Source organism: Microbacterium sp. APC 3901, assembly GCF_030407765.1.
Taxonomy (GTDB): domain Bacteria; phylum Actinomycetota; class Actinomycetes; order Actinomycetales; family Microbacteriaceae; genus Microbacterium.
The window spans coordinates 89,834-108,324 of sequence record NZ_JASDCU010000001.1 but is presented as its reverse complement, the minus strand read 5'-3'; the positions used below and the strand labels follow the sequence as shown (position 1 = coordinate 108,324).

Sequence of the window (18,491 nt, the reverse complement as noted above, 5' to 3'; positions counted from 1 at the left end):
AGGCTATCCCGGCCCGCGGATAGACTCGTCCGCGATGACACTCCGCCCTCTGCTCACCATCGTCATGCCGGTCTCGGGCGACGAAGCGACTGTCGCGACGGCTCTCGAGAGCGCCCTGGCACAGACGCTGGTCGATATCGAGATCATCTGCGTCGACGATGCGTCGACCGACGGCACCGCAGCCGTGCTCGAGCGCTTCCGGCATCGAGACCCGCGGGTGCATGTGGTGAGTCATGACCGCAATCTGTCGGCGTTCCAGGCCCGCCGCACAGGAGTCCTCGCGGCGAACGCCGACCGTGTGATGTTCCTCGACGGCGACGACGAGCTGACGCCGGATGCCGCGGCGACAGCGGTCGCGCAGGCCGAGGCGACGGATGCCGACATCGTCGGCTTCGGCGTCACCGTGGTCGAGCGCGACGGCCGCACCGGCAGTCCCTACGAGGTGCGGCTGCAGCCGCCGCAGCATCCGCTGACCGGCCACGACGTGCTGAGCGGATTGTTTCCCCTGGGAAAGCCGGCGCAGGGCCAGCTCTGGCGGTTCCTCTTCCGCACCCGCGTGTTGCGCGAGGCGTACTCGCTGGTCGCCGACGACCTCGCGCTGCCCCGAGTCAACGACCTCCCGCTGCTGTTCCTCGCGGCGGCGATCGCGACGAGCTATGCCGCTGTTCCCGACAAGCTGTACCGCTACCACTTCGGTCGCGGCGGCAGCGGTCACCGTGTCGACACCGTCGAACGCGCGCAGTTCTACACCGGAGCGATCAATTCAGTCGATGCGATCGGGCCGGCCGTCGATGCGCTCACCGTGTCTCACGCCGACCCGGGCCTCGTGCGCGACACCTATGAGTCCGTGCGCCTCTCGATCATCGGGTATGTGTGCTTTCAACTCGTCGAGCACAGCGATGACGCAGTGCTCGACAGCGCTCTCGCGCACCTGCACACGGTCGCGAGCGGGCAGGACATCGTGCATGCGGCCGCGCGGTTCTATCCGGCGACACTCAAGGCTCTGAAGTTCCATACGACGTGGCAGGGCCTGCCCGAACGGCCCGCGCGCAGCATCCTGCTCGTGACATCGACGCTGCGCACCGGAGGCGTCTCCGCCGTGCTCACGTCGCAGGCGCGATACCTGCACGAAGCCGGTTACCGCGTGACCGTCGTGGCGCGCAACGGCGGGAGCGACGCGAGCGCGCTGCCCGCCGGCATCCCGTTCGTCGAGCTCGCCTCACGTCGGCTTTCCGATCAGCTCGCGCAGTGGGCTGAGCTCTGCCGAGCACACGAGGTCGATGTGATCATCGACCATCAGGTGCTCTACATGGACACCTGGCCGGAGTTCGCCCTCGTGGCGCGAGCAGAGGGCGCGGCGACGATCGGCTGGCTGCACAACTTCGTCGCTCGGCCCGTGTACGACGGCAACGACCGGCTGACACTCATCGAGCGGTGCAGCCCGACGCTCGCCCAGCTCATCACTCTGTCGCCGCTCGACGTCGCCTACTTCCGACTGCGGGGCGTCGAACACGTCGCATACCTGCCGAATCCCCCCTCGCCGCTGATGCTCGAGTCGGCGGCTCACTCGAGTGCGAAGCGCGCCCCGTCGGGTCGGCTCGAGCTGGTGTGGTGGGGACGACTCGAGCAGCGCACCAAGCAGGTGCGTGAGCTCGTCGAGGTGGGCGTGCAGCTGCGCGCCCTCGGCGTGCCTTTCGACCTCACGATCATCGGGCCCGACTGGGATGACGTCACCGCGAAGAAGCTCAACGCGCTCGCACGGCGGCGCGGCGTCGGCGACGCCGTCGCCGCGGTCGGGCCTCTGCGAGGGGCCGCCCTGGTCGCTGCGATCGACTCGGCAGATGCCTTCATCTCGACGAGCATCATCGAGGGGTACCAGCTCACGATCGCGGAGGCGCAGGCTCGCGGGCTGCCCGTCTTCATGTACGAGCTGCCGTGGCTCACACTCGTGCAGGAGAACCAGGGCGTCGTCGCCGTGCCGCAGGGCGACGCGCGGGGTCTCGCCTCTCGGCTCGCGGAGACGCTCGAGGACCCGGAGCGCTATCTGCAGCTGTCTCGGGCGTCGCTGGACGCCGCGTCGCGGGCACGCGAGGACGACTTCGCTCAGCTGTATGTCGACCTGGTCACCGGTGGTCTTCCGCCGAAGTTCGCACCGCAGCCGACTCTCGATGATGCGCGGCAGCTGCTCGGACTTCTGGTGTTCTTCGCCGAGCGGGCGGAGGGTCGCACCGTCGCGTCCACGGATTCGCCGACCTGGGGCAAGCGCATGTGGCAGTCCGCGGCACCACTCGGGCGAGCAGCTCTTCGGCGCCTCCCCGGACTCCAGCCGCTCGCGCACCGCGCGAAGGGGTGGCTCGGCGCGCGCTGAGGCCCGACCGCGGGCGTTACGCCACTGCGTCCATCGCCGCACGGATTCGCGCGGTCAGGTCTGCGATCTCGGCGCGGGCGACGTTCACCGCCGGTGCGAGCGTCGGAAGGTGGGTCTCGAATCGAAGGGCGAAGTCGCCGAACTGGTCGTACCGACCGACGAGGTCGCCGAGACCCACCGCCGCCAGCAGGCGGGAGATCTTGTGCGGGTCGCTTCCCGAGCCGATCGGGTACGCACCCTCGCTCGCGCCCATGATGAGGCCGTGCGCTCGATCGCTGATGACAGCAAGCGACTGCCTGTACACCGCGCGCACGTACTCGTCGAGCGCGTCGTGGCGCATGCTCGGGGGCTCCAGATAGTCGCCTCCCAGCGCTTCAGCGAGACGCACCGCACGGGGAGAATCGCGCGCCACCTGCGTCACCGTCACGATGCGGGTCGACGTCGCAAGAGCGAACGCCCTCACCGCCGAGAGCCACTCATCGCCCGGCCACGGCCGGTCGAACCGGAACGTGACCGCGAGGAGCGGCCGCTCGTCGGGCTTGGCCCAGTCAGCGGTCGCCCGACCGAGCGAGTACGCCCAGTCCGGTGCGAAACCGCCGAAGCCTGCGGCATCCCGTGAGCCCTGGTCGCGCCACGACATGACCGCGGCGTCGCGGAACGCCGGGTCGAACTTCACGGAGCTCACATCCTGAGCGTTGCGGATGCCGATGCCCGTGGCGAGCACGATGCCGCCGTTCGACACCGCGCGCGTGGCTTCCTTGACCAGGCGCGGTCCAGGGAAGACCCCTGGACGCGGGTTGATCTCGCCCGCGTTGAACGCGTAGACGGGGCGCGTCGTCGCGTTCATCGCACGAGCCCATGACACCCGGTCCTCGTAGAAGGTGACATCCGATGTGGTCGAGAACCGCGCGGAGTAGTCGGTCGTGGGCGTCGCGAGGAAGACGTGCACATGCCTTCCGTGACCGCGAAGGGCATCGAGGTACGCAACGCGAAGCTCGGAATCGCCGAGGTTGTCGTCCTGGCCGCTCAACTGCGCGAAGACATTCTGAGTAGTTTCCATGTTCACCGAGGTCAAAGTCTATTGTTAGGAGTGTGTCGTTCGCGTTCAGGTCTCTCGTCGCCCGCACGCGGACCCGTTTGGGCCGTGTGAGTCCCAGCGGGGACGAGCGAGACGTGAGTCTCAAAGTACTCGTATCCGGACGTCCTCCCTCGCATCGTCTCCGTTATGTGGATCAGATTCTGGGAGACAGCTCGGTTTCCAGCCCTCCCTTCGGGATCGATTTCGAGTACCGAGACGCCCCGAGTGGCCGCGACTCAGTGGACGTCGTTCATCTCACCGACTCGGCCGCCGTCTTGGGGAACCGCCGCGTGCCCGAATCCGAGAAGGTCGCCCGAGCGACCGCATTCACACGGGCTCTCAAGCGACGGCGAGTCTCACTCGTGCGAACCGTGACCGCCGACGTCGACCGAGATTCACGAGGATCCCGAGCCGAAGCCATCCTCGACAGAGCGACGTCGACCTACATCACTCACAGCGCGCATCGCACGGTCCCGCAGGGGCGCGAGGCGACACTCATCCCGCATGGTCATCTGCGCTTCCGGTTCCTGGGCTACCCCCGCGGCGTCGCTGAGTCCGGCCGTCTGCTCTTCGTCACTCCGGACAGCTTCCACAGCGCCTACGAGGCGGCGATGAAGGTCTTCGCTTACGCAGATCTTCCTGCGCACACGCTGCGCATCGTGGGCAAGATTCCCTCGCGGCTCGCCTCGTCGTTCGCACGCACGATCAGCGTGAACAGCAAGACCATCACGCTGCTGGACGACACAGTCTCAGACGCCGCTCGGGTCGAGGAGATCAGCAGAGCTGCGCTCGTGATCGTCGAGGCGCCGGAGACGGACGAATCGATGAGCACGATGCTGCTGGCGCTGTCTCTGGACCGCCCTGTGCTGGTCGAGGACACACCGTTCACGAGGGATCTCGCTGCAGAGGTCGGAGACTCGTGGGTACGGCTGCACCCAGGGCGCCTCACAGCCGTCGAGCTGGAGAAGGCCCTCGCATCGTTCACGAAGTCGCCCCCCACCGGCACACCGGATCTGGACGCGCGCGATCCTGACACCGTCTCGCAGCAGTTCACCGCCGTGTACCGGTCTGCCGCCGCGTCGCGGTAGTCGACGCCTCTTGAGAAGTCGGAATCGCCATGTCATCGCCGTCGCCACTCGTCACCATCGTCGTCCTCATCCGCTCGGACACTCGATGGACCTCAGAGACGCTCCAGTCATGCCGCGATCAGACTCTTGCTCCCCTCGAGATCCTCTGTGTGGTCGACCGCGCGTCTGCGCAGGCGACACGGGACCTGATCCCGCGAGACGACCGTGTCCGCGTCATCGAGCATGAGGGCGACGGGACGACGAGAGAGGCGCTGCGCGCAGGGGTCGCCGCCGCGAGCGCGCCATATGTGATGCTCCTCCGACTCGGCGACGAGCTGCACCCGGACGCTGCCGGCAAGGTCCACGGACACGCCACTCGTTTCGACGCGGATATCGTGGAGTTCGGCATCGAGACCGCGGAGTCGCCAGCCGGTAGCGGTCCGTCCTCTGCAACGCTGGTCCCGGAGCATGCCCGCCTCAACGGGGTCGAGATCCTCCGTCGGCTGTTCCCCCCGTCTTCCCCCACCGACACCCGACTGTGGAGGCTCGCGTTTCGCGCCGAGAGGTTGCGAGCAGCGTGCGCCGCGTTGCCTCCCGCTGAACTCTCGGAGTCGTGGGCCGACGATGTGCTCGTCGTGCTCCTCACAGCTGCCGAGGCAGACACCTACGTCTCCTTCGACACTCGGATCTACCGGCATTTCCCCTCACGCGGGAGTGACGGACTCCCTGTCGCCGCCGACGACCGGATGCGCGCGGCGGTCGAGACGATCGCGGTCCTCGATGCGGTCGCTCCCCTCGTGCGGAGCGCGGCACGCCACCACTTCAATCCCGAACCGCTCGTGGATGCCTACGAGTCGACTCGACTTGCTGCGATCGGCCAGGCGGTGGCCCTTTCGGAGCGCTCGACGCAGGAGATGCGCGACGAGGTCCGAGGTGCCCTGCGCAGCAGCGTCAGCTCCGCCGACGTGGTCACGGCGGCCGCCGCGTTCGCCCCGGACGCGCTCGCCTCCGTCACCGAGTTCGCTGACCACCCTCCTCTTCGCGGGCGGAACGCGCGGAGCGTGCTCCTGACGACGAACGTCCTGACGATGGGCGGAGTGTCGAGCGTTCTCATCTCGCAGGCACAGGTCCTGCTCGCCGCAGGCTACCGCGTCACGATTCTCGCGCACCGTCGCGGGAGCGACATGTCACTGGTCCCCGAGGGCGCGACGCTCGTGGAGCTCCTCGGCTCCGGCAAAAGCGAGCGTCTCCGTCAGTGGACGGCGCACTGCCGCGAGTTCGAGATCGATCTCGTCATCGACCACCGCATCATGTACTCACGGGACTGGCCCGCGTACGCGCTCGTCGCCAACGCGCTGGACGCAGCCACCATCGGGTGGATCCATGCGTTCTCCGGACGCCCGACGTACAACGGCACAGATCTGCTCTCGCTGCTGCAGGACAACCTCGGTGCGCTCGCTCAACTGGTCGTGCTCTCGCCGCTCGATGTCGCCTTCTGGAAGCTGCGCGGTGTCGAGCACGTGGCGTATCTCCCGAACCCGCCCTCGTCGCTCATCGTCGACTCGCTGGGCGCTGTCGCACCTCGGTCCGCGCCGCGTTCACGGCGGATCGAGCTCGTCTGGTGGGGACGGCTGGACGAGACCACCAAGAAGGTCACGCATCTCATCGAGATGGCTGTCGCGCTCAAGCGTGCAGGTGCAGACTTCCGATTGCGGATCGTCGGTCCGGATTGGAATGACACCACTGCAGCCAGCCTGACCGCCCTCGCCCGGAAGAGGGGTGTCGAGGGCGTGGTCGAGTTGACGGGGGCGCGGCACGGACAGAGTCTCGTCGACACCATCGACTCCTCGGATGTCTTCATCAACACCAGCATCATCGAGGGATACCTGCTGACGATCCCCGAGGCGCAGTCACGCGGCCTCCCGGTCGTGATGTACGAGCTGCCCTGGCTCCTGCCAGTCCAGGAGAATCCGGGCGTCATCCCGGTGGCGCAAGGGGATGCCCGGGCGCTCGCGAATGCCGTACTCGCGTTGATCGACGATCCGGATCGCTATGAAGAGCTGTCTCGCGCGTCCATCGACGCAACCGAGCGCATCGGAGCGGTGGACTTCGACGATCTCTACCAGAAGCTCGTCCTCGGCGACCTCCCCGACGAGTTCTCGCCCGCTCCTTCGATGGAGTCAGGACAGCAGATCCTCGACCTGCTGATCTTCTTCGCCGAGAACAGGCCCGCACCCGCGCCGACCGGAGGTTCCGGGAGCAAGAGGCGAGGGCGCACGGCGAGCACCGCCGGCAGACGTCACTCTGCGGGACCGCAGACCCTGGCCGCCACGATCGAACGGCGGCTCACCGGTCCAGGACAGCGTGCCATCGATCGTGCTCCGTGGATCCGACCCGCTGCGCGACGCGTCAAATCCGCACTCCTCCGTATCGACACATGGCGGGCGTCCCAGGGCCGAGGGCGGAAGTCATGACCATGCGAGTTTCTCAACAGGGTGAAAGCAGAATGGAATCCACGCCACTCGTATCGATCGTCATTCCCGTCTACAACGACGCCGAGGTGATCGCCGGAGCTGTCGAGAGCTGTCTTCGTCAGACTCTGCAGGCGGTCGAGGTCATCGTCGTCGACGACGGATCCAGCGATGGGACCGCTGAGATCGTCGAGCAGTACGCGATGCGAGACGCGCGCGTCCGGGTCATCCGGCAGGGGCAGAACCTGTCTGCGTACCAGGCGCGGAGAATCGGCATCCTCGAGGCACGGGCCGCGCATCTGCTCTTCCTCGACGGAGACGACGAGTTGGCCGAGGTCGCTGCGGAGCGGTCCCTGGCGAGGGCCGTCGCGACCGGTGCTGACCTCGTGCAGTTCGGCATCGACGTCGTGAGGAACGACGGCGCGACCGGCGGCGGCTTTGAAGCACGCCTGCAGCCCACGCAGGACGGACTCACCGGGACGGACGTTCTTCGGGGCCTCTTCCCGGTCGACCAACCCGCTCAGGGACAGCTCTGGCGCTTCCTCTTCCGGACACAGGTCCTCGCCGACGCGTACGCGCTGATGCCGGACGACCTCGTGATCCCGCGTGTGAACGACCTGCCCATCACCTTCCTCGCCGCGGCGCTGGCCACGAAGTACGCTTCGATGCCGGACCGCCTGTATCGCTATCATTTCGGCCGAGGGGGCAGCGGGCAGAAGGTGGCGGACCTCGGCTGGGCGAAGTTCTATGCAGGAGCGATCGACGCGATCAACACCATCGCGCCCGCCGTCGATCGGATCTCCGCGCGGAGCGACGAATCCGATTTCATCGTCGACACCTACCAGGCCGCTCGGTCATCGATCATCGGCTACACGACCTACTACCTCGCCGAGCACACGGCCGAGCATCTGCTCGATGCCACGTTCCAGCATCTTCTGACCCGTGCGCCCGCGCGCGATATCGTCAAGGGAACCGCGCGGTTCTGGCCAGCAGCCCTCGACACGGCGGCCCGTCACCTCGGTGTCAGGCACCTGGGCGAACGAGCTGTCCGCAACGTGCTGCTCACCACCAACATCGTGCGAACCGGCGGCGTGTCGGGGGTTCTGCTCTCGCAGGCGAGGTTCCTCGTCCAGGCGGGCTATTCGGTGACCATCGCGGCGCGAGAGCCCGGGAGCGATGCAGCGATGGTTCCGCCCGGAGTCGAATTCGTCGAGATCGACGGCCCTGATCTCGCTTCGAAGCTCGATCAGTGGGCGGAGCTGTGCCGCACCCGCGAGGTCGATGTCGTGATCGAACACCATTGGCTCTACACGCGGACGTGGCCGGCGTTCGCCCTCGCGGCGAGTGCCGAGGGAGCGGCGACCATCGGCTGGGCCCACAACTTCGCGGGCCGGTCACTTCTCCTCGGTCTCAACAGCCTGGACTTCCAGGCTCGCCATGTGTCTGCGCTCTCACACCTGATCGTGCTGTCTCCGCTCGATGTCGCGTTCTGGAAACTGCGCGGCATGCCCAGAGTCTCTTACCTGCCGAACCCGCCTTCCCCGCTGCTGCTCGAGTCATCGGCGGTCGCGGAGCCCAAGCATGCCCCGGAGCGGCGTCCGATCGAGCTCATCTGGTGGGGCAGACTCGAGCAGCGCACGAAGCGTGTGGCAGAACTGGTCCTGGTCGCGGCAGAGCTCGACCGTCTCGGCGTCGACTTCCGGATGCGCATCGTCGGCCCGGATTGGAGCGGAATGAGCGCTGAGAAGCTGATGGCCCTCGCGTCCGAGCACGGTGTCGCCGACCGCGTGCACGCGGTCGGCCCCCTCCACGGCGACGAACTGATCGCTGCCATCGATTCCAGCGATCTCTTCGTGAACACCAGTGTCATCGAGGGATACCCGCTCACGATTCCCGAAGCCCAGTCACGGGGCCTGCCCGTCGCGATGTACGAGTTGCCGTGGCTCGCCGTCGCCGAGGACAATGCCGGTATCGTCACGTCCGGTCAGGGCGATGCCGCAGGTCTGGCGATGAGGATCGCCGAGATCGCTGCGACGCCCACGATGTACGACAGTCTCTCACGGGCCTCTATCGAGGCCGGTCGCCGCGAGCTCACGTACGACTTCGCGTCTCTCTACGAGCAGCTGGTGAATGGTGAGCTCCCAGCCTCACATTCACCCTCCCCCACCACGGACGACATCCGTCGGCTCGTCGACCTGGTGGTGCTGTTCACCGAGCAGAACGCCAAGGTCCGCAACGCGGCGGCGAAAAGATCCGCGCCGTCGAGGCGGGGCCGCCCGGCCGCGGGACGCCGGGCGACTCCTGCTCGTTCGCGCACCTGGCGTCTCGTCGCGCGCGTGACGCCGGCTGCCCATGTGGTGCTCGACATGGCCCCGTGGTTGCGTCCCACGGCAGCGCGGGTGAAGCATGCGCTCTTGAGCCGCTGACAGGGGTCGCTCAGGAGCGGAAGCGGTGCGCGGACGGCGTTCCCGTCGCCGGCGATGCGAGTCAGGCGGGAACGTCGCTCGTCGCCACAGACCGGAACACCTCGGCATACCGTGCGGCGGTCGCGCCCGCGTCGCGCCTGCTGAGATCGGGATGTTCCGAGCGCGGCGTGTTACGGACCGCATCCACGACTTCGTCCAGCCGCTCGGCGGTCACTGCCCCCTCATGGTGATGCACCCAGCCGGACCCGACTTCTTCCGCCAACAGGCGGGTGGCCGCCGACTCGGGAACGAGGACGGGCCTGTCGAGGCTCAGCGCGAGCATGAGCATGCTCTCGTCCACCAAAGTTGCGTTGTCGGGAAGAATGACCAGCTCGGAAGCGCTGATCTCGTTCACCATCATCGCGTCGGAGACGAGACCGGTCACCGCCGATACACGCTCAGGGTGACGACCCAGGACCTTCTCGAGCAACGCATCGAGGGCCGCATTGGGCTGCCCCATCACGCGGAGGGAGAGGCCCGGAGTATTGGTGAGCGGAAAGATCTTCAGCGGGCCGGCCGCCACCTTGACGAGGCGATTCGGTGAGATGGCGAGGAGTCGACCAGGGATCTGCTCCTTGCGCGGGTACCCGACGAAACGATCACGATAGTGCGCATGAGGGATGACGGTCGTGCGCCCTGGGGCAGGGGTCGAGGTCGCCTCGTCGAGGACGATGAACATCGCTGTGGCATCGTCGAACGCGCGACGCCACTCGGCGCCCGCACCCTGGTGGGGACCGTACAGCGTCTGGACGAGGGGAAGCTCGCGTCGTCGCAGCTCAGCGACGACCGCCTGAGCGATGTCGGCACGCTCGTCGTTCGTCGTGCCCGCTCCGCCGAGCAACCGGACCGCCTGGTTGACGTGGACGACATCCACGTCCAGGTCTCTGAGCTCGCGCGCGAAATGGGAGAACTTGATGCCGTCGACGCCTTCACCGATGATCTGATCGATGTAACTGACGTTGGCTTGCGGTGAGCGGTGATCCGTCAGCACCACGAGGGGATCGATTCGACTACCGGGATTCGCAAGACGCACTCGACAACTATATGCTGGACCGTGATGAGCGCCAACAGACCCCAGGATCTCTTCTTCCACCTGGCGGGGCAGGACGACAACCTCGGCGACTCGGCCCTCCGGCTCGCTTATCTCAACGCCGCTCGCGGCGAAGGACGGCGCCTGCACATCTACTTCGGTGCAGCCACCCCCGACTACACCTCCGGCTTCGCGCTCGGCAGGCGCGACCGCATCTACACGCACCGGCCGACCTGGCTGGCCGCCGGTGATGCCGCGCGTCGGGGAGTTCACTTCCTCAACGCGGGAGAGATCAATCCGCCGCCAGGACTGTTCCCGAACATCCACCGCACCCGCGAGCTGCGCCGCACCGTCGACGCCGGCGGCGTGTTCATCGCGGCCGGTTTCGGGATCAAGGACCCCTCGTCGATCGAGCAAGTGGAGTTCGACGATGTTCTTCGCAACGCGGCGATCGTCTCCTGGCGCGATACTCCTTCTCGTGACGCCGCAGGATTCGGCGACGTCGCACCCGATTGGGCGTATTCCCTCGGAACGCCGACGAGCCAATGGGCGCCGGCGGACGAGCGTCCTCTGCTCGCGGTGACGCTCCGATTCGATCGTCCGTGGCCGGGTTCGCGATGGATCGCATCCGTCCGCGATCTGGCTTCGCGCACGTCGACGCGGATCGTCACTCTCGCTCAGGTCTCGCGCGACGCACCTCGGGCGGTCCGTCTCGCCGAGGAACTCGGCGGCGAGTACCTGATGCCTCCCAGCATGGACCATGCCACTCTCGACGCGCATGCACGCGGCGCGTTCAAGATGTCCCGATTCGTGGTCAGCGATCGAGCGCACGGCCTCATCATCGCGGCATCCGAGGGAGCATATCCCATCGGCTCGGGCGCCGACCCGCAGAAGATCCATCGCCTCCTGGCCACCGCCGGTCTCGGCGAGCTCGTCGGGCGCTACGACCAGATGGATGAGTTCTCAGCACGGCTCGACGAGCACCTCCCTCTGCTCGCGCCGTCGATCGACACCGCGCGAGATGAGTTGGCAGCGCTGACCAAGCGAATCCACGACGTCATCGACGCCGACTGACACGGCCCTTCTCACCGTTCCCATCGCCGACGGGCCCCGGATGGAGAGCGGCAGGAGGACAGCGACGGGCGCCCTGCAGGTGGCGAGCCAATATACTGCACTAATGGTGTTGACCGTCGGCGACCGATCTAAGATCCATCAGCGCGTCTCTTTCTCCCACAGCGACGATCGCCCGATCACGATCGGCGACGGGGCGAACTTCTACCGAGGCACCGAGATGCTCGGCCCGGTCACGATCGGGAACAACGTCTTCATCAACAGAGACGCGTACATCCGCCCCAACACGTCCATCGGCGACGGCGTGCGGATCGGCCCCTTCGTTCGCCTCATCTCGGACACTCACGAAGTGGGCCCGCCTTCCCGCCGCGCGGGCAAGTCCCGATTCGATCCGATCGTGATCGGCGCAGGAACATGGATCGGGGCATCGGTGACGGTATTGGGCGGCGTCACCATCGGCGAGGGATGCATCATCGCCGCCGGTGCGATGGTGACCAAGGACGTTCCGGACAACACCCTCTACGGCGGGGTCCCCGCTCGGTTCATCCGCGATCTGCCGATCGACGATCGATCAGGAGGGTCCGCTCGCACTGCCTCGACGGAACCGACCGACACAGCGTCGTAGCGCCACCAGCCGACAGGTGCTCCAGTCCTGATCGGAGCATCAGTCGGTTCTCCGATCAGGCAGCGGTCAGCGTTCTCGAACCATCTTGTTGAACTTGTGCGCCGTCGGCCGCAAGCCCGGCATGACCTTCAGGACCACGCGCCCGAGCGGCCGGATCATGCCGACGAGCAGCGGATCCGGTTGTACCGGAGGGGCGGTCTTCGCTCGCGTCGACGCCTGAGCGGACGGCGACGGACTCGTCGACTGCCGTGAGATCCTCGCCGCAGTCGGTGTCGCACTCTGAGTCCGCTCCCCCGCCTGTCTCGTCGCGCTCTTCTCCGCGGCCTTGGCCGCGATCCTCGCTGCTTTCCTCGCAGCCGCCTTGGCTGCGACTGCGGCCGCCTTCTTGGTCGCCGCCGCTTCTGCGGTGGCCTTCCTCGCGGCCGCGACTGCCGCCGTCTTCTTCGCCCTGAGACCGGCGTTGCGCTCGGTGAAGAAGATGAGCAGATCGATCAGGCGTTGTGCATCGTCGAGCGTGGGCTCAGGTGAGAAGGCAGCAGGCAGCTCTCCCTCGACGAGCTGACGGTACGTCTGTCCGAAATCGAAGTCGCGCTTCCTCTTGGCCACGGCCAGGGATTCACGGGAGAGCTCGTCGTAGCGGTCGGGACTCTCGACGATCGCGACGACCTCACGTGCGAACGCCGCCGGGGTGGCCTGAGGAACGCTCACGATCCCCCCGTTGTCGGCGGCGAGAGCCAGCCAGGGCATGTCGTACATGACCACGGGAAGGCCGCGCGCCTGAGCCTCGAGAATCGTCAGGGGATATCCCTCGATGACGCTGGTGTTGACGAAGATATCCGCGGCATCGATGGCGGAGAGCAGATGCTCGCCGTACAACGGTCCCGGGACCGACACCTCCTCCAGCCCGAGCTTGCGGGCCTCTGCCTCGAGCATGTGCGGTTCCGTCTCCGCCCACCCCGGCCCGATGATCTTCATCTCGAAGGCGACGCCGAGCTTCCGGAGTTCTGCCGCCACGAGCAGAAGTTGGCGGACCTGCTTCGTGTGCTGTTCGAGACGCCCCCACCAGAGGAGTCTCACCGGGCGTCCCTGAGGCGCCGTCTTGACGATGTTCTCGATCGGCGCCTCCAGGATCATCGGAGACGGCGGATTCGGGAGATACGCCACATGTCGAATGCCACGAAGCTTCCAGAATGCGACGTCGAGCGGTGAGAGGGTGATGAGCTGAGCGAGCGCGCCGAGATGATCGGTCATCAGCGAGGTGAGGTCGTTGAGGTCGTAGACCGGCCTGGCAGCGAAGTTGTGGACCCATCCGATGGTCGCAGCCCCCAGTGAACGCGCGATGAGCGCGTACGCAGGCCAGTCCCTGCTGTAGAGGATCTGATGGTCGATCACGAGATCGATGGACTCCCGACGACAGATCTCGCCCCATTGAGTGACCTGTGCGAGGAGGCTCCCCTCGCCGATCTCGACGAACTTCGCGCCGTACGGGACTGCGTCCGCCGAGCTGCCCGGCCGTCGCGCTGCGATCGTGACGTCGTATCCTGCGTCCAGGAGAACTCTGGCCTGCGTCAGGAGAACGCCGGACACCCCGCCTGTCGTGAGCGACTTCGTCGTCAGCAGTACGCTGCGGATCGGGCGGCTGCCGAGCTCGATCCGGTCGCTGCTCTGCGCCAGGAGCGCGAGCGCCCCGGGGCAGAACCCCGTCGCCGCCAGAACCACATCCTCTTCGGAGACGCGCTCGCGCAGCAGCCCGAGGCAGTCGGCCCGAACGCCCTCCGCTGTGTTGTTGATCAGGTAGTTGAGCAGGTTGCCGATCACCGACAACCTGGCGGACGCATAGCTGTCCATGAGGGGATCCGGGTCGATCCGCTTGCGCGCCTGCTCGCGCACCGCCGGCGCGATGCTGTCGATCGAGTCGATCGCGCGCAGGTAGAACTCGAACTGCGAAGCCTCCTCGACGCGGTGTCCGCTGATTCCTCGGCCGAAGTTGTAGCGGTACAGCTTCGCCGGCAGTGAGACGTACCGCTGCGCCGCCGCGATCGCAAGATAGGCGATGGGCAGATCATTGGCTCGGTAGAGCTCGAGGTCGGGTGAGAGCTGCGCATAGGCGACACGGAGCAGCCCGACGTGAAAGAGGTAGCGCCAGATCTGCCCGCGCGCGGGCACCCCGACGGGGAAGAGACTCGGAAGGATGGCATCGTTCTCGAGGAGCTCGTGGGATGGCTGCAGCCGCTTCTCGAAGCCCCCACCGCTGCGCCCGTCTGGAGTCACGACCTCGACACCGAAGCCGACGAGATCCGCACTCGTCTTCTGCGCCTCAGCCGTGGCCTTCTCAGCGGCATCCGGAGCGAGTTCGTCGTCACCGTCGAGGAACAGCACATACGGAGCCGTCGCGGCCATGATGCCCGCTCGTCGAGCCTGGAAGGCCGAGCGATTGCGGTCGAAGGAAACGAGGCGGATGCGCGGGTCGACGGCCTGGTAACGCTCGACGATCTCTCGGCTGCGGTCCGTGGAAGCATCGTCTACACAGATGATCTCGATCGCGCTCAGCGTCTGACGCATGCAGCTTTCGACTGCCGCGGCGATCCATTCCTCGTCGTTGTACATGGGGATGATGATCGACACATGAGGAGTCGGCAGGAGAACAGGGGATTGCATACCAGTATTACTCTCGCTTCACAGCTCAGCGTCGGCACCCGATCGAGGCCGTTGGACGGTCGGATCAATCCTAACCACGTTGAGTGTCGGTCGTGTTTCGTGTCCGCCCGGCGGGGGATGCGCCCGCTCAGCGCATCACGCGTCGGTGGACCAGAGCTCCTGGTCCTCGAACACGATGTACGCCTGTTGGGTGATCACATTCGCATAGGCGGTTCGGTTCTTTCCGTTCGCCGGCAAGATGGTGATCTCGCCGAGGACCGGGCCTCTCGGAGTGTTGAAGAGATCGACGCGACAGAACGCTCCCACCTCACTGCCCAGCCGCTCCGCGACGCTGATCATTTCGCTCAGGTTGTCGGGCTCGCGCATCGCGTTGCCCAGAGTCCGGCCCAACTCCAGCGGGTGCGGCAGAGGGCGCCACGTGACCGAGTAGGGCCGTCTGGACGGTCCGGGGTAGTTGCGGTCGAACACTTCGAGGAACCCGGCGATGCCGCGGAACACGTAGAACTTGTAGTCAAGGGGTATGACGTTCGCTTCCGGAGCGAAGCGGTCCGCGACGAACTCCTCGACGATGTACATATCGACCCGGTCCGTCTCGCTCGCGAGCTTCTGCCAGTTCGCCACGATGCGATCCGGTGAGATGGGCTTGCCGGTGAACACGTTGACACCGCGGGATACGGCGAAGACTCCCTTCGCCGACGCCAGACCGTCCGGCTTGGCCACGTAGCGCTGCGGAAGGTCGAGCTGCAGCAGCTCCTCCGGGTCCGAGAAATGTGCGATCTGTCGTGGAATCTCGACGAGGTTCTCCCGTGCGAACGCGTGCATCGCGTCCTTCTTCTCCAGCCGACTCTGCCAGAAGGAATGGTTGCCGCTTTCGAACCACTCATGGCGCCGGTCGGTCATCAGCTGCTCGAATGTCTTCACGCCGGTGTGGCGCGACACGGCTTCGACCAGTCCGGTATCCACGCCGAACAGGTCACGGTTCAACCGAAACTTCGCGCGCGCCATTCCGATCGCTTCGTCGATCTCGCCGGCACTCGCACACGCGAGAATGCTCCGGAGTTCGTCGTCGACATCACCCTCCACGCTGGGAATGTCATCCGATGCCAGAACCCACGGCTTGCCCGCCGGTGTCGCGAACGCCAACCGGGTCGTCGCCAGAGTGCGAGTGGCCGTCGCCTGTCCATCGTTCGCCACCACGGCTCGCACGGTGAACTGCTCCTCATCACCGGTGAGCAGCGAGGCAGGCAGCACGAATCGAAACCCGATCGACGGGCTGCGCCCCTCCTCGGTCGCCAGATCTCTTCTCTCTCTGTCCGCTACGACTGAGCCTAGCCGCCGGGACTCCGCGAATACCTCGACGACCACCGGGACGCTCGGAGCGTCGTCATCGACGGCCCAGCCTTTGAGGAAGTCGCCCACGACTCCGTCCAGATGTACTCGTACAGTCATTCTGAAGCCCTACGTTATTGGAGAAGCGACCGGTTCGCTCAGACTATCTGACGCGCAGAGCACCACCCCGATCTACACAGGAATCCGCACCGTAGGCGCGTCACCCGTCTCCCAGAAGTCCGCGTCCAGCACACGAGTCACCGGATCGGGCTCCTCGGCCCACGCCGGCACCGGCTGCGACGTCTGCGTCGCGCGAGCCACAGCACGAGCGGCGTTCTGCCGCTGCAGTTCGGCGGCGGCTGCACGACGCTCCCACAGCTCGCGCTCGATCATGGTGCGGTCCCTGGCATGGATCATCGCCCTCAGGATCATCGCGAGCAGCAGACCCCCGTACCCGCCGATCGTGTTCGCGAGCACGTCGAACACGGTCGACACGCGCTCATCGAGGGCGATGCCCTGCGTGAACTCGATCGCCCCGGAGAAGGCGGGAAGGAGGAAGATCGCGACCCACCACGCCTTACGTGCGAGCGCCAGCCCCAGCAGGAAGCCGAGCGGCACGAACATGCCGATGTTGGCCACGAACTCCAGTTCGTTGTAGTCGAACCTCTCGGGCACGCCGAGGTTGTGCAGTGCACGGAGCACTCGCGCTGCGACGCTGTCGAACTCGAGCTGCTCAGGCTGCGGCCACATCGTCACCAGGAGCACGAACGCGGAGTACACGATCAGCAGCAGCGTCGAGATCCACAGCCGTGCATGGCTTCGCGGCGGCGGGGGCCCTACCTGGATCTGTGTCATGATCGCGTTCCTCTCTCATGCCCGAGGCCGGGCGACGGCGATACCCGCGGGCAGGCTCGGCCATGCTATCGATCTCGGATCTCATCCCGCCGCGAAGCCGCCGAGAGGCGCCCGCATGCGCGACCTGACCGCGCCGGGTACGACCTGACCGCGCCGGGTACGACACAGGGGCCGGACCCGAAGGTCCGACCCCTGTGCGAGAAAGCAGATGCTTACTTGATGATCTTCGTGACCGTACCGGCGCCGACGGTGCGTCCACCCTCACGGATGGCGAAGCCGAGGCCCTCTTCCATGGCGATCGGCTGGATCAGCTCGACCGTCACGTCAGTGGTGTCGCCGGGCATGACCATCTCGGTGCCCTCAGGCAGCGTGATGACGCCGGTGACGTCGGTGGTGCGGAAGTAGAACTGCGGGCGGTAGTTCGTGTAGAACGGGTTGTGACGCCCACCCTCATCCTTCGACAGGATGTACGCGGTACCGGCGAAGTCGGTGTGCGGCGTGACCGAACCCGGCTTGACGATGACCTGACCGCGCTCGACGTCCTCACGCTTCGTGCCACGGAGCAGGAGACCACAGTTCTCGCCGGCCCATGCCTCGTCGAGCTGCTTGTGGAACATCTCGATACCCGTGACCGTGGTCTTGACGGTCGGACGGAGTCCGACGATCTCGACCTCGGAGTTGATGGCCAGCGTGCCACGCTCGGCGCGGCCGGTGACGACGGTTCCACGACCGGTGATCGTGAAGACGTCCTCGACGGGCATCAGGAACGGCTTGTCCTTGTCGCGCACGGGGTCGGGAACGTTCTCGTCCACGGCCTCCATGAGGTCGAGGATCGACTGGACCCACTTCTCGTCGCCCTCGAGGGCCTTGAGAGCGGAGACGCGGACGACAGGAGCGTCCTCTGCGAAGCCCTGCGAGGCGAGCAGCTCGGAGACCTCGAGCTCGACGAGCTCCAGGATCTCCTCGTCGTCGACCATGTCGGACTTGTTCAGTGCGACGAGCAGGTACGGCACGCCGACCTGCTTGGCGAGCAGCACGTGCTCACGCGTCTGAGCCATCGGGCCGTCGGTGGCGGCGACCACGAGGATCGCGCCGTCCATCTGAGCAGCACCGGTGATCATGTTCTTGACGTAGTCGGCGTGGCCGGGGGCGTCAACGTGCGCGTAGTGGCGCTTCGGGGTCTCGTACTCGATGTGCGAGATGTTGATGGTGATTCCACGCTGGCGCTCTTCCGGCGCCGAGTCGATGGAAGCGAAGTCGCGCTGCACGTTGGTGTCAGACGGGAACTTGTCAGCAAGCACCTTCGAGATCGCTGCGGAGAGCGTGGTCTTGCCGTGGTCAACGTGACCGATGGTTCCGATGTTGACGTGCGGCTTGGTCCGCTCGAACTTGGCCTTAGCCACTGGGTCCTCCTCAGGACGTCATGTAGAGGGTGCCGGGCACTGGTTTGCGACCGGTTCTCTACGGGTGTGAA

The 18,491-nt window shown here is 66.3% G+C and carries 12 protein-coding genes; 6 read left to right on the top strand and 6 right to left on the bottom strand.

The window, feature by feature from the left end:
- The first annotated feature begins 34 nt into the window (after positions 1-34).
- On the top strand, positions 35-2,368 hold the full coding sequence (locus QMA07_RS00490; protein ID WP_290159124.1) for a glycosyltransferase: 2,334 nt from the start codon (positions 35-37) through the stop codon (positions 2,366-2,368).
- 16 nt (positions 2,369-2,384) lie between these two features.
- Here the strand turns inward: QMA07_RS00490 and QMA07_RS00485 are convergent, their stop codons facing one another.
- Positions 2,385-3,428 (bottom strand): hypothetical protein, encoded by a 1,044-nt coding sequence (locus tag QMA07_RS00485; protein WP_290159465.1) that lies wholly within the window; start codon positions 3,426-3,428, stop codon positions 2,385-2,387.
- Between the two features lie 308 nt (positions 3,429-3,736).
- Between QMA07_RS00485 and QMA07_RS00480 the strand changes: the two genes are divergently transcribed.
- Genes QMA07_RS00480 through QMA07_RS00470 form a run of 3 tightly spaced genes read left to right on the top strand, consistent with a single transcriptional unit; the run spans position 3,737 to position 9,410 of the window.
- Positions 3,737-4,534: a hypothetical protein gene (locus QMA07_RS00480; protein ID WP_290159123.1), complete on the top strand. Its 798-nt coding sequence runs from the start codon at positions 3,737-3,739 to the stop codon at positions 4,532-4,534.
- A gap of 29 nt (positions 4,535-4,563) precedes the next feature.
- Positions 4,564-6,987 (top strand): glycosyltransferase, encoded by a 2,424-nt coding sequence (locus QMA07_RS00475; RefSeq protein ID WP_290159122.1) that lies wholly within the window; start codon positions 4,564-4,566, stop codon positions 6,985-6,987.
- 32 nt (positions 6,988-7,019) lie between these two features.
- Complete coding sequence (locus QMA07_RS00470) at positions 7,020-9,410, top strand: glycosyltransferase (RefSeq protein WP_290159121.1); 2,391 nt, start codon at positions 7,020-7,022, stop codon at positions 9,408-9,410.
- A 61-nt stretch (positions 9,411-9,471) separates the two neighbouring features.
- Here the strand turns inward: QMA07_RS00470 and QMA07_RS00465 are convergent, their stop codons facing one another.
- Positions 9,472-10,482, bottom strand: a complete 1,011-nt coding sequence (locus tag QMA07_RS00465) for a hypothetical protein (protein WP_290159120.1) — start codon at positions 10,480-10,482, stop codon at positions 9,472-9,474.
- Positions 10,483-10,506: 24 nt separating this feature from the next.
- Between QMA07_RS00465 and QMA07_RS00460 the strand changes: the two genes are divergently transcribed.
- Both QMA07_RS00460 and QMA07_RS00455 read left to right on the top strand, forming a co-directional pair.
- Complete coding sequence (locus QMA07_RS00460; protein ID WP_290159119.1) at positions 10,507-11,553, top strand: polysaccharide pyruvyl transferase family protein; 1,047 nt, start codon at positions 10,507-10,509, stop codon at positions 11,551-11,553.
- Between the two features lie 103 nt (positions 11,554-11,656).
- Entirely contained in the window at positions 11,657-12,175 is a 519-nt protein-coding gene (locus QMA07_RS00455) for an acyltransferase (RefSeq protein ID WP_290159118.1), read from the top strand.
- A gap of 66 nt (positions 12,176-12,241) precedes the next feature.
- On the opposite strand, the gene QMA07_RS00450 is transcribed toward QMA07_RS00455, so the two are convergent.
- The 4 genes from QMA07_RS00450 to tuf all read right to left on the bottom strand — a co-directional run bounded on the left by QMA07_RS00450 (position 12,242) and on the right by tuf (position 18,420).
- Positions 12,242-14,833, bottom strand: a complete 2,592-nt coding sequence (locus QMA07_RS00450) for a glycosyltransferase (protein ID WP_290159117.1) — start codon at positions 14,831-14,833, stop codon at positions 12,242-12,244.
- 135 nt (positions 14,834-14,968) lie between these two features.
- Positions 14,969-16,252 carry an ATP-grasp fold amidoligase family protein gene (locus QMA07_RS00445; protein WP_290159116.1) on the bottom strand — a complete coding sequence of 428 codons (1,284 nt, stop codon included), beginning with the start codon at positions 16,250-16,252 and terminating at the stop codon, positions 14,969-14,971.
- 102 nt (positions 16,253-16,354) lie between these two features.
- Positions 16,355-17,017: a VanZ family protein gene (locus QMA07_RS00440; protein WP_290159115.1), complete on the bottom strand. Its 663-nt coding sequence runs from the start codon at positions 17,015-17,017 to the stop codon at positions 16,355-16,357.
- A gap of 212 nt (positions 17,018-17,229) precedes the next feature.
- Positions 17,230-18,420 carry an elongation factor Tu gene (tuf, locus tag QMA07_RS00435; protein WP_042538710.1) on the bottom strand — a complete coding sequence of 397 codons (1,191 nt, stop codon included), beginning with the start codon at positions 18,418-18,420 and terminating at the stop codon, positions 17,230-17,232.
- Between the last annotated feature and the right edge of the window lie 71 nt (positions 18,421-18,491).

Coding starts and splice junctions, on each gene's coding strand:
- QMA07_RS00490 (WP_290159124.1), top strand. CDS start 35: ATGACACTCCGCCCTCTGCTCACCATCGTCATGCCGGTCTCGGGCGAC.
- QMA07_RS00485 (WP_290159465.1), bottom strand. CDS start 3,428: ATGGAAACTACTCAGAATGTCTTCGCGCAGTTGAGCGGCCAGGACGAC.
- QMA07_RS00475 (WP_290159122.1), top strand. CDS start 4,564: ATGTCATCGCCGTCGCCACTCGTCACCATCGTCGTCCTCATCCGCTCG.
- QMA07_RS00470 (WP_290159121.1), top strand. CDS start 7,020: ATGGAATCCACGCCACTCGTATCGATCGTCATTCCCGTCTACAACGAC.
- QMA07_RS00460 (WP_290159119.1), top strand. CDS start 10,507: ATGAGCGCCAACAGACCCCAGGATCTCTTCTTCCACCTGGCGGGGCAG.
- QMA07_RS00455 (WP_290159118.1), top strand. CDS start 11,657: ATGGTGTTGACCGTCGGCGACCGATCTAAGATCCATCAGCGCGTCTCT.
- QMA07_RS00450 (WP_290159117.1), bottom strand. CDS start 14,833: ATGCAATCCCCTGTTCTCCTGCCGACTCCTCATGTGTCGATCATCATC.
- QMA07_RS00440 (WP_290159115.1), bottom strand. CDS start 17,017: ATGACACAGATCCAGGTAGGGCCCCCGCCGCCGCGAAGCCATGCACGG.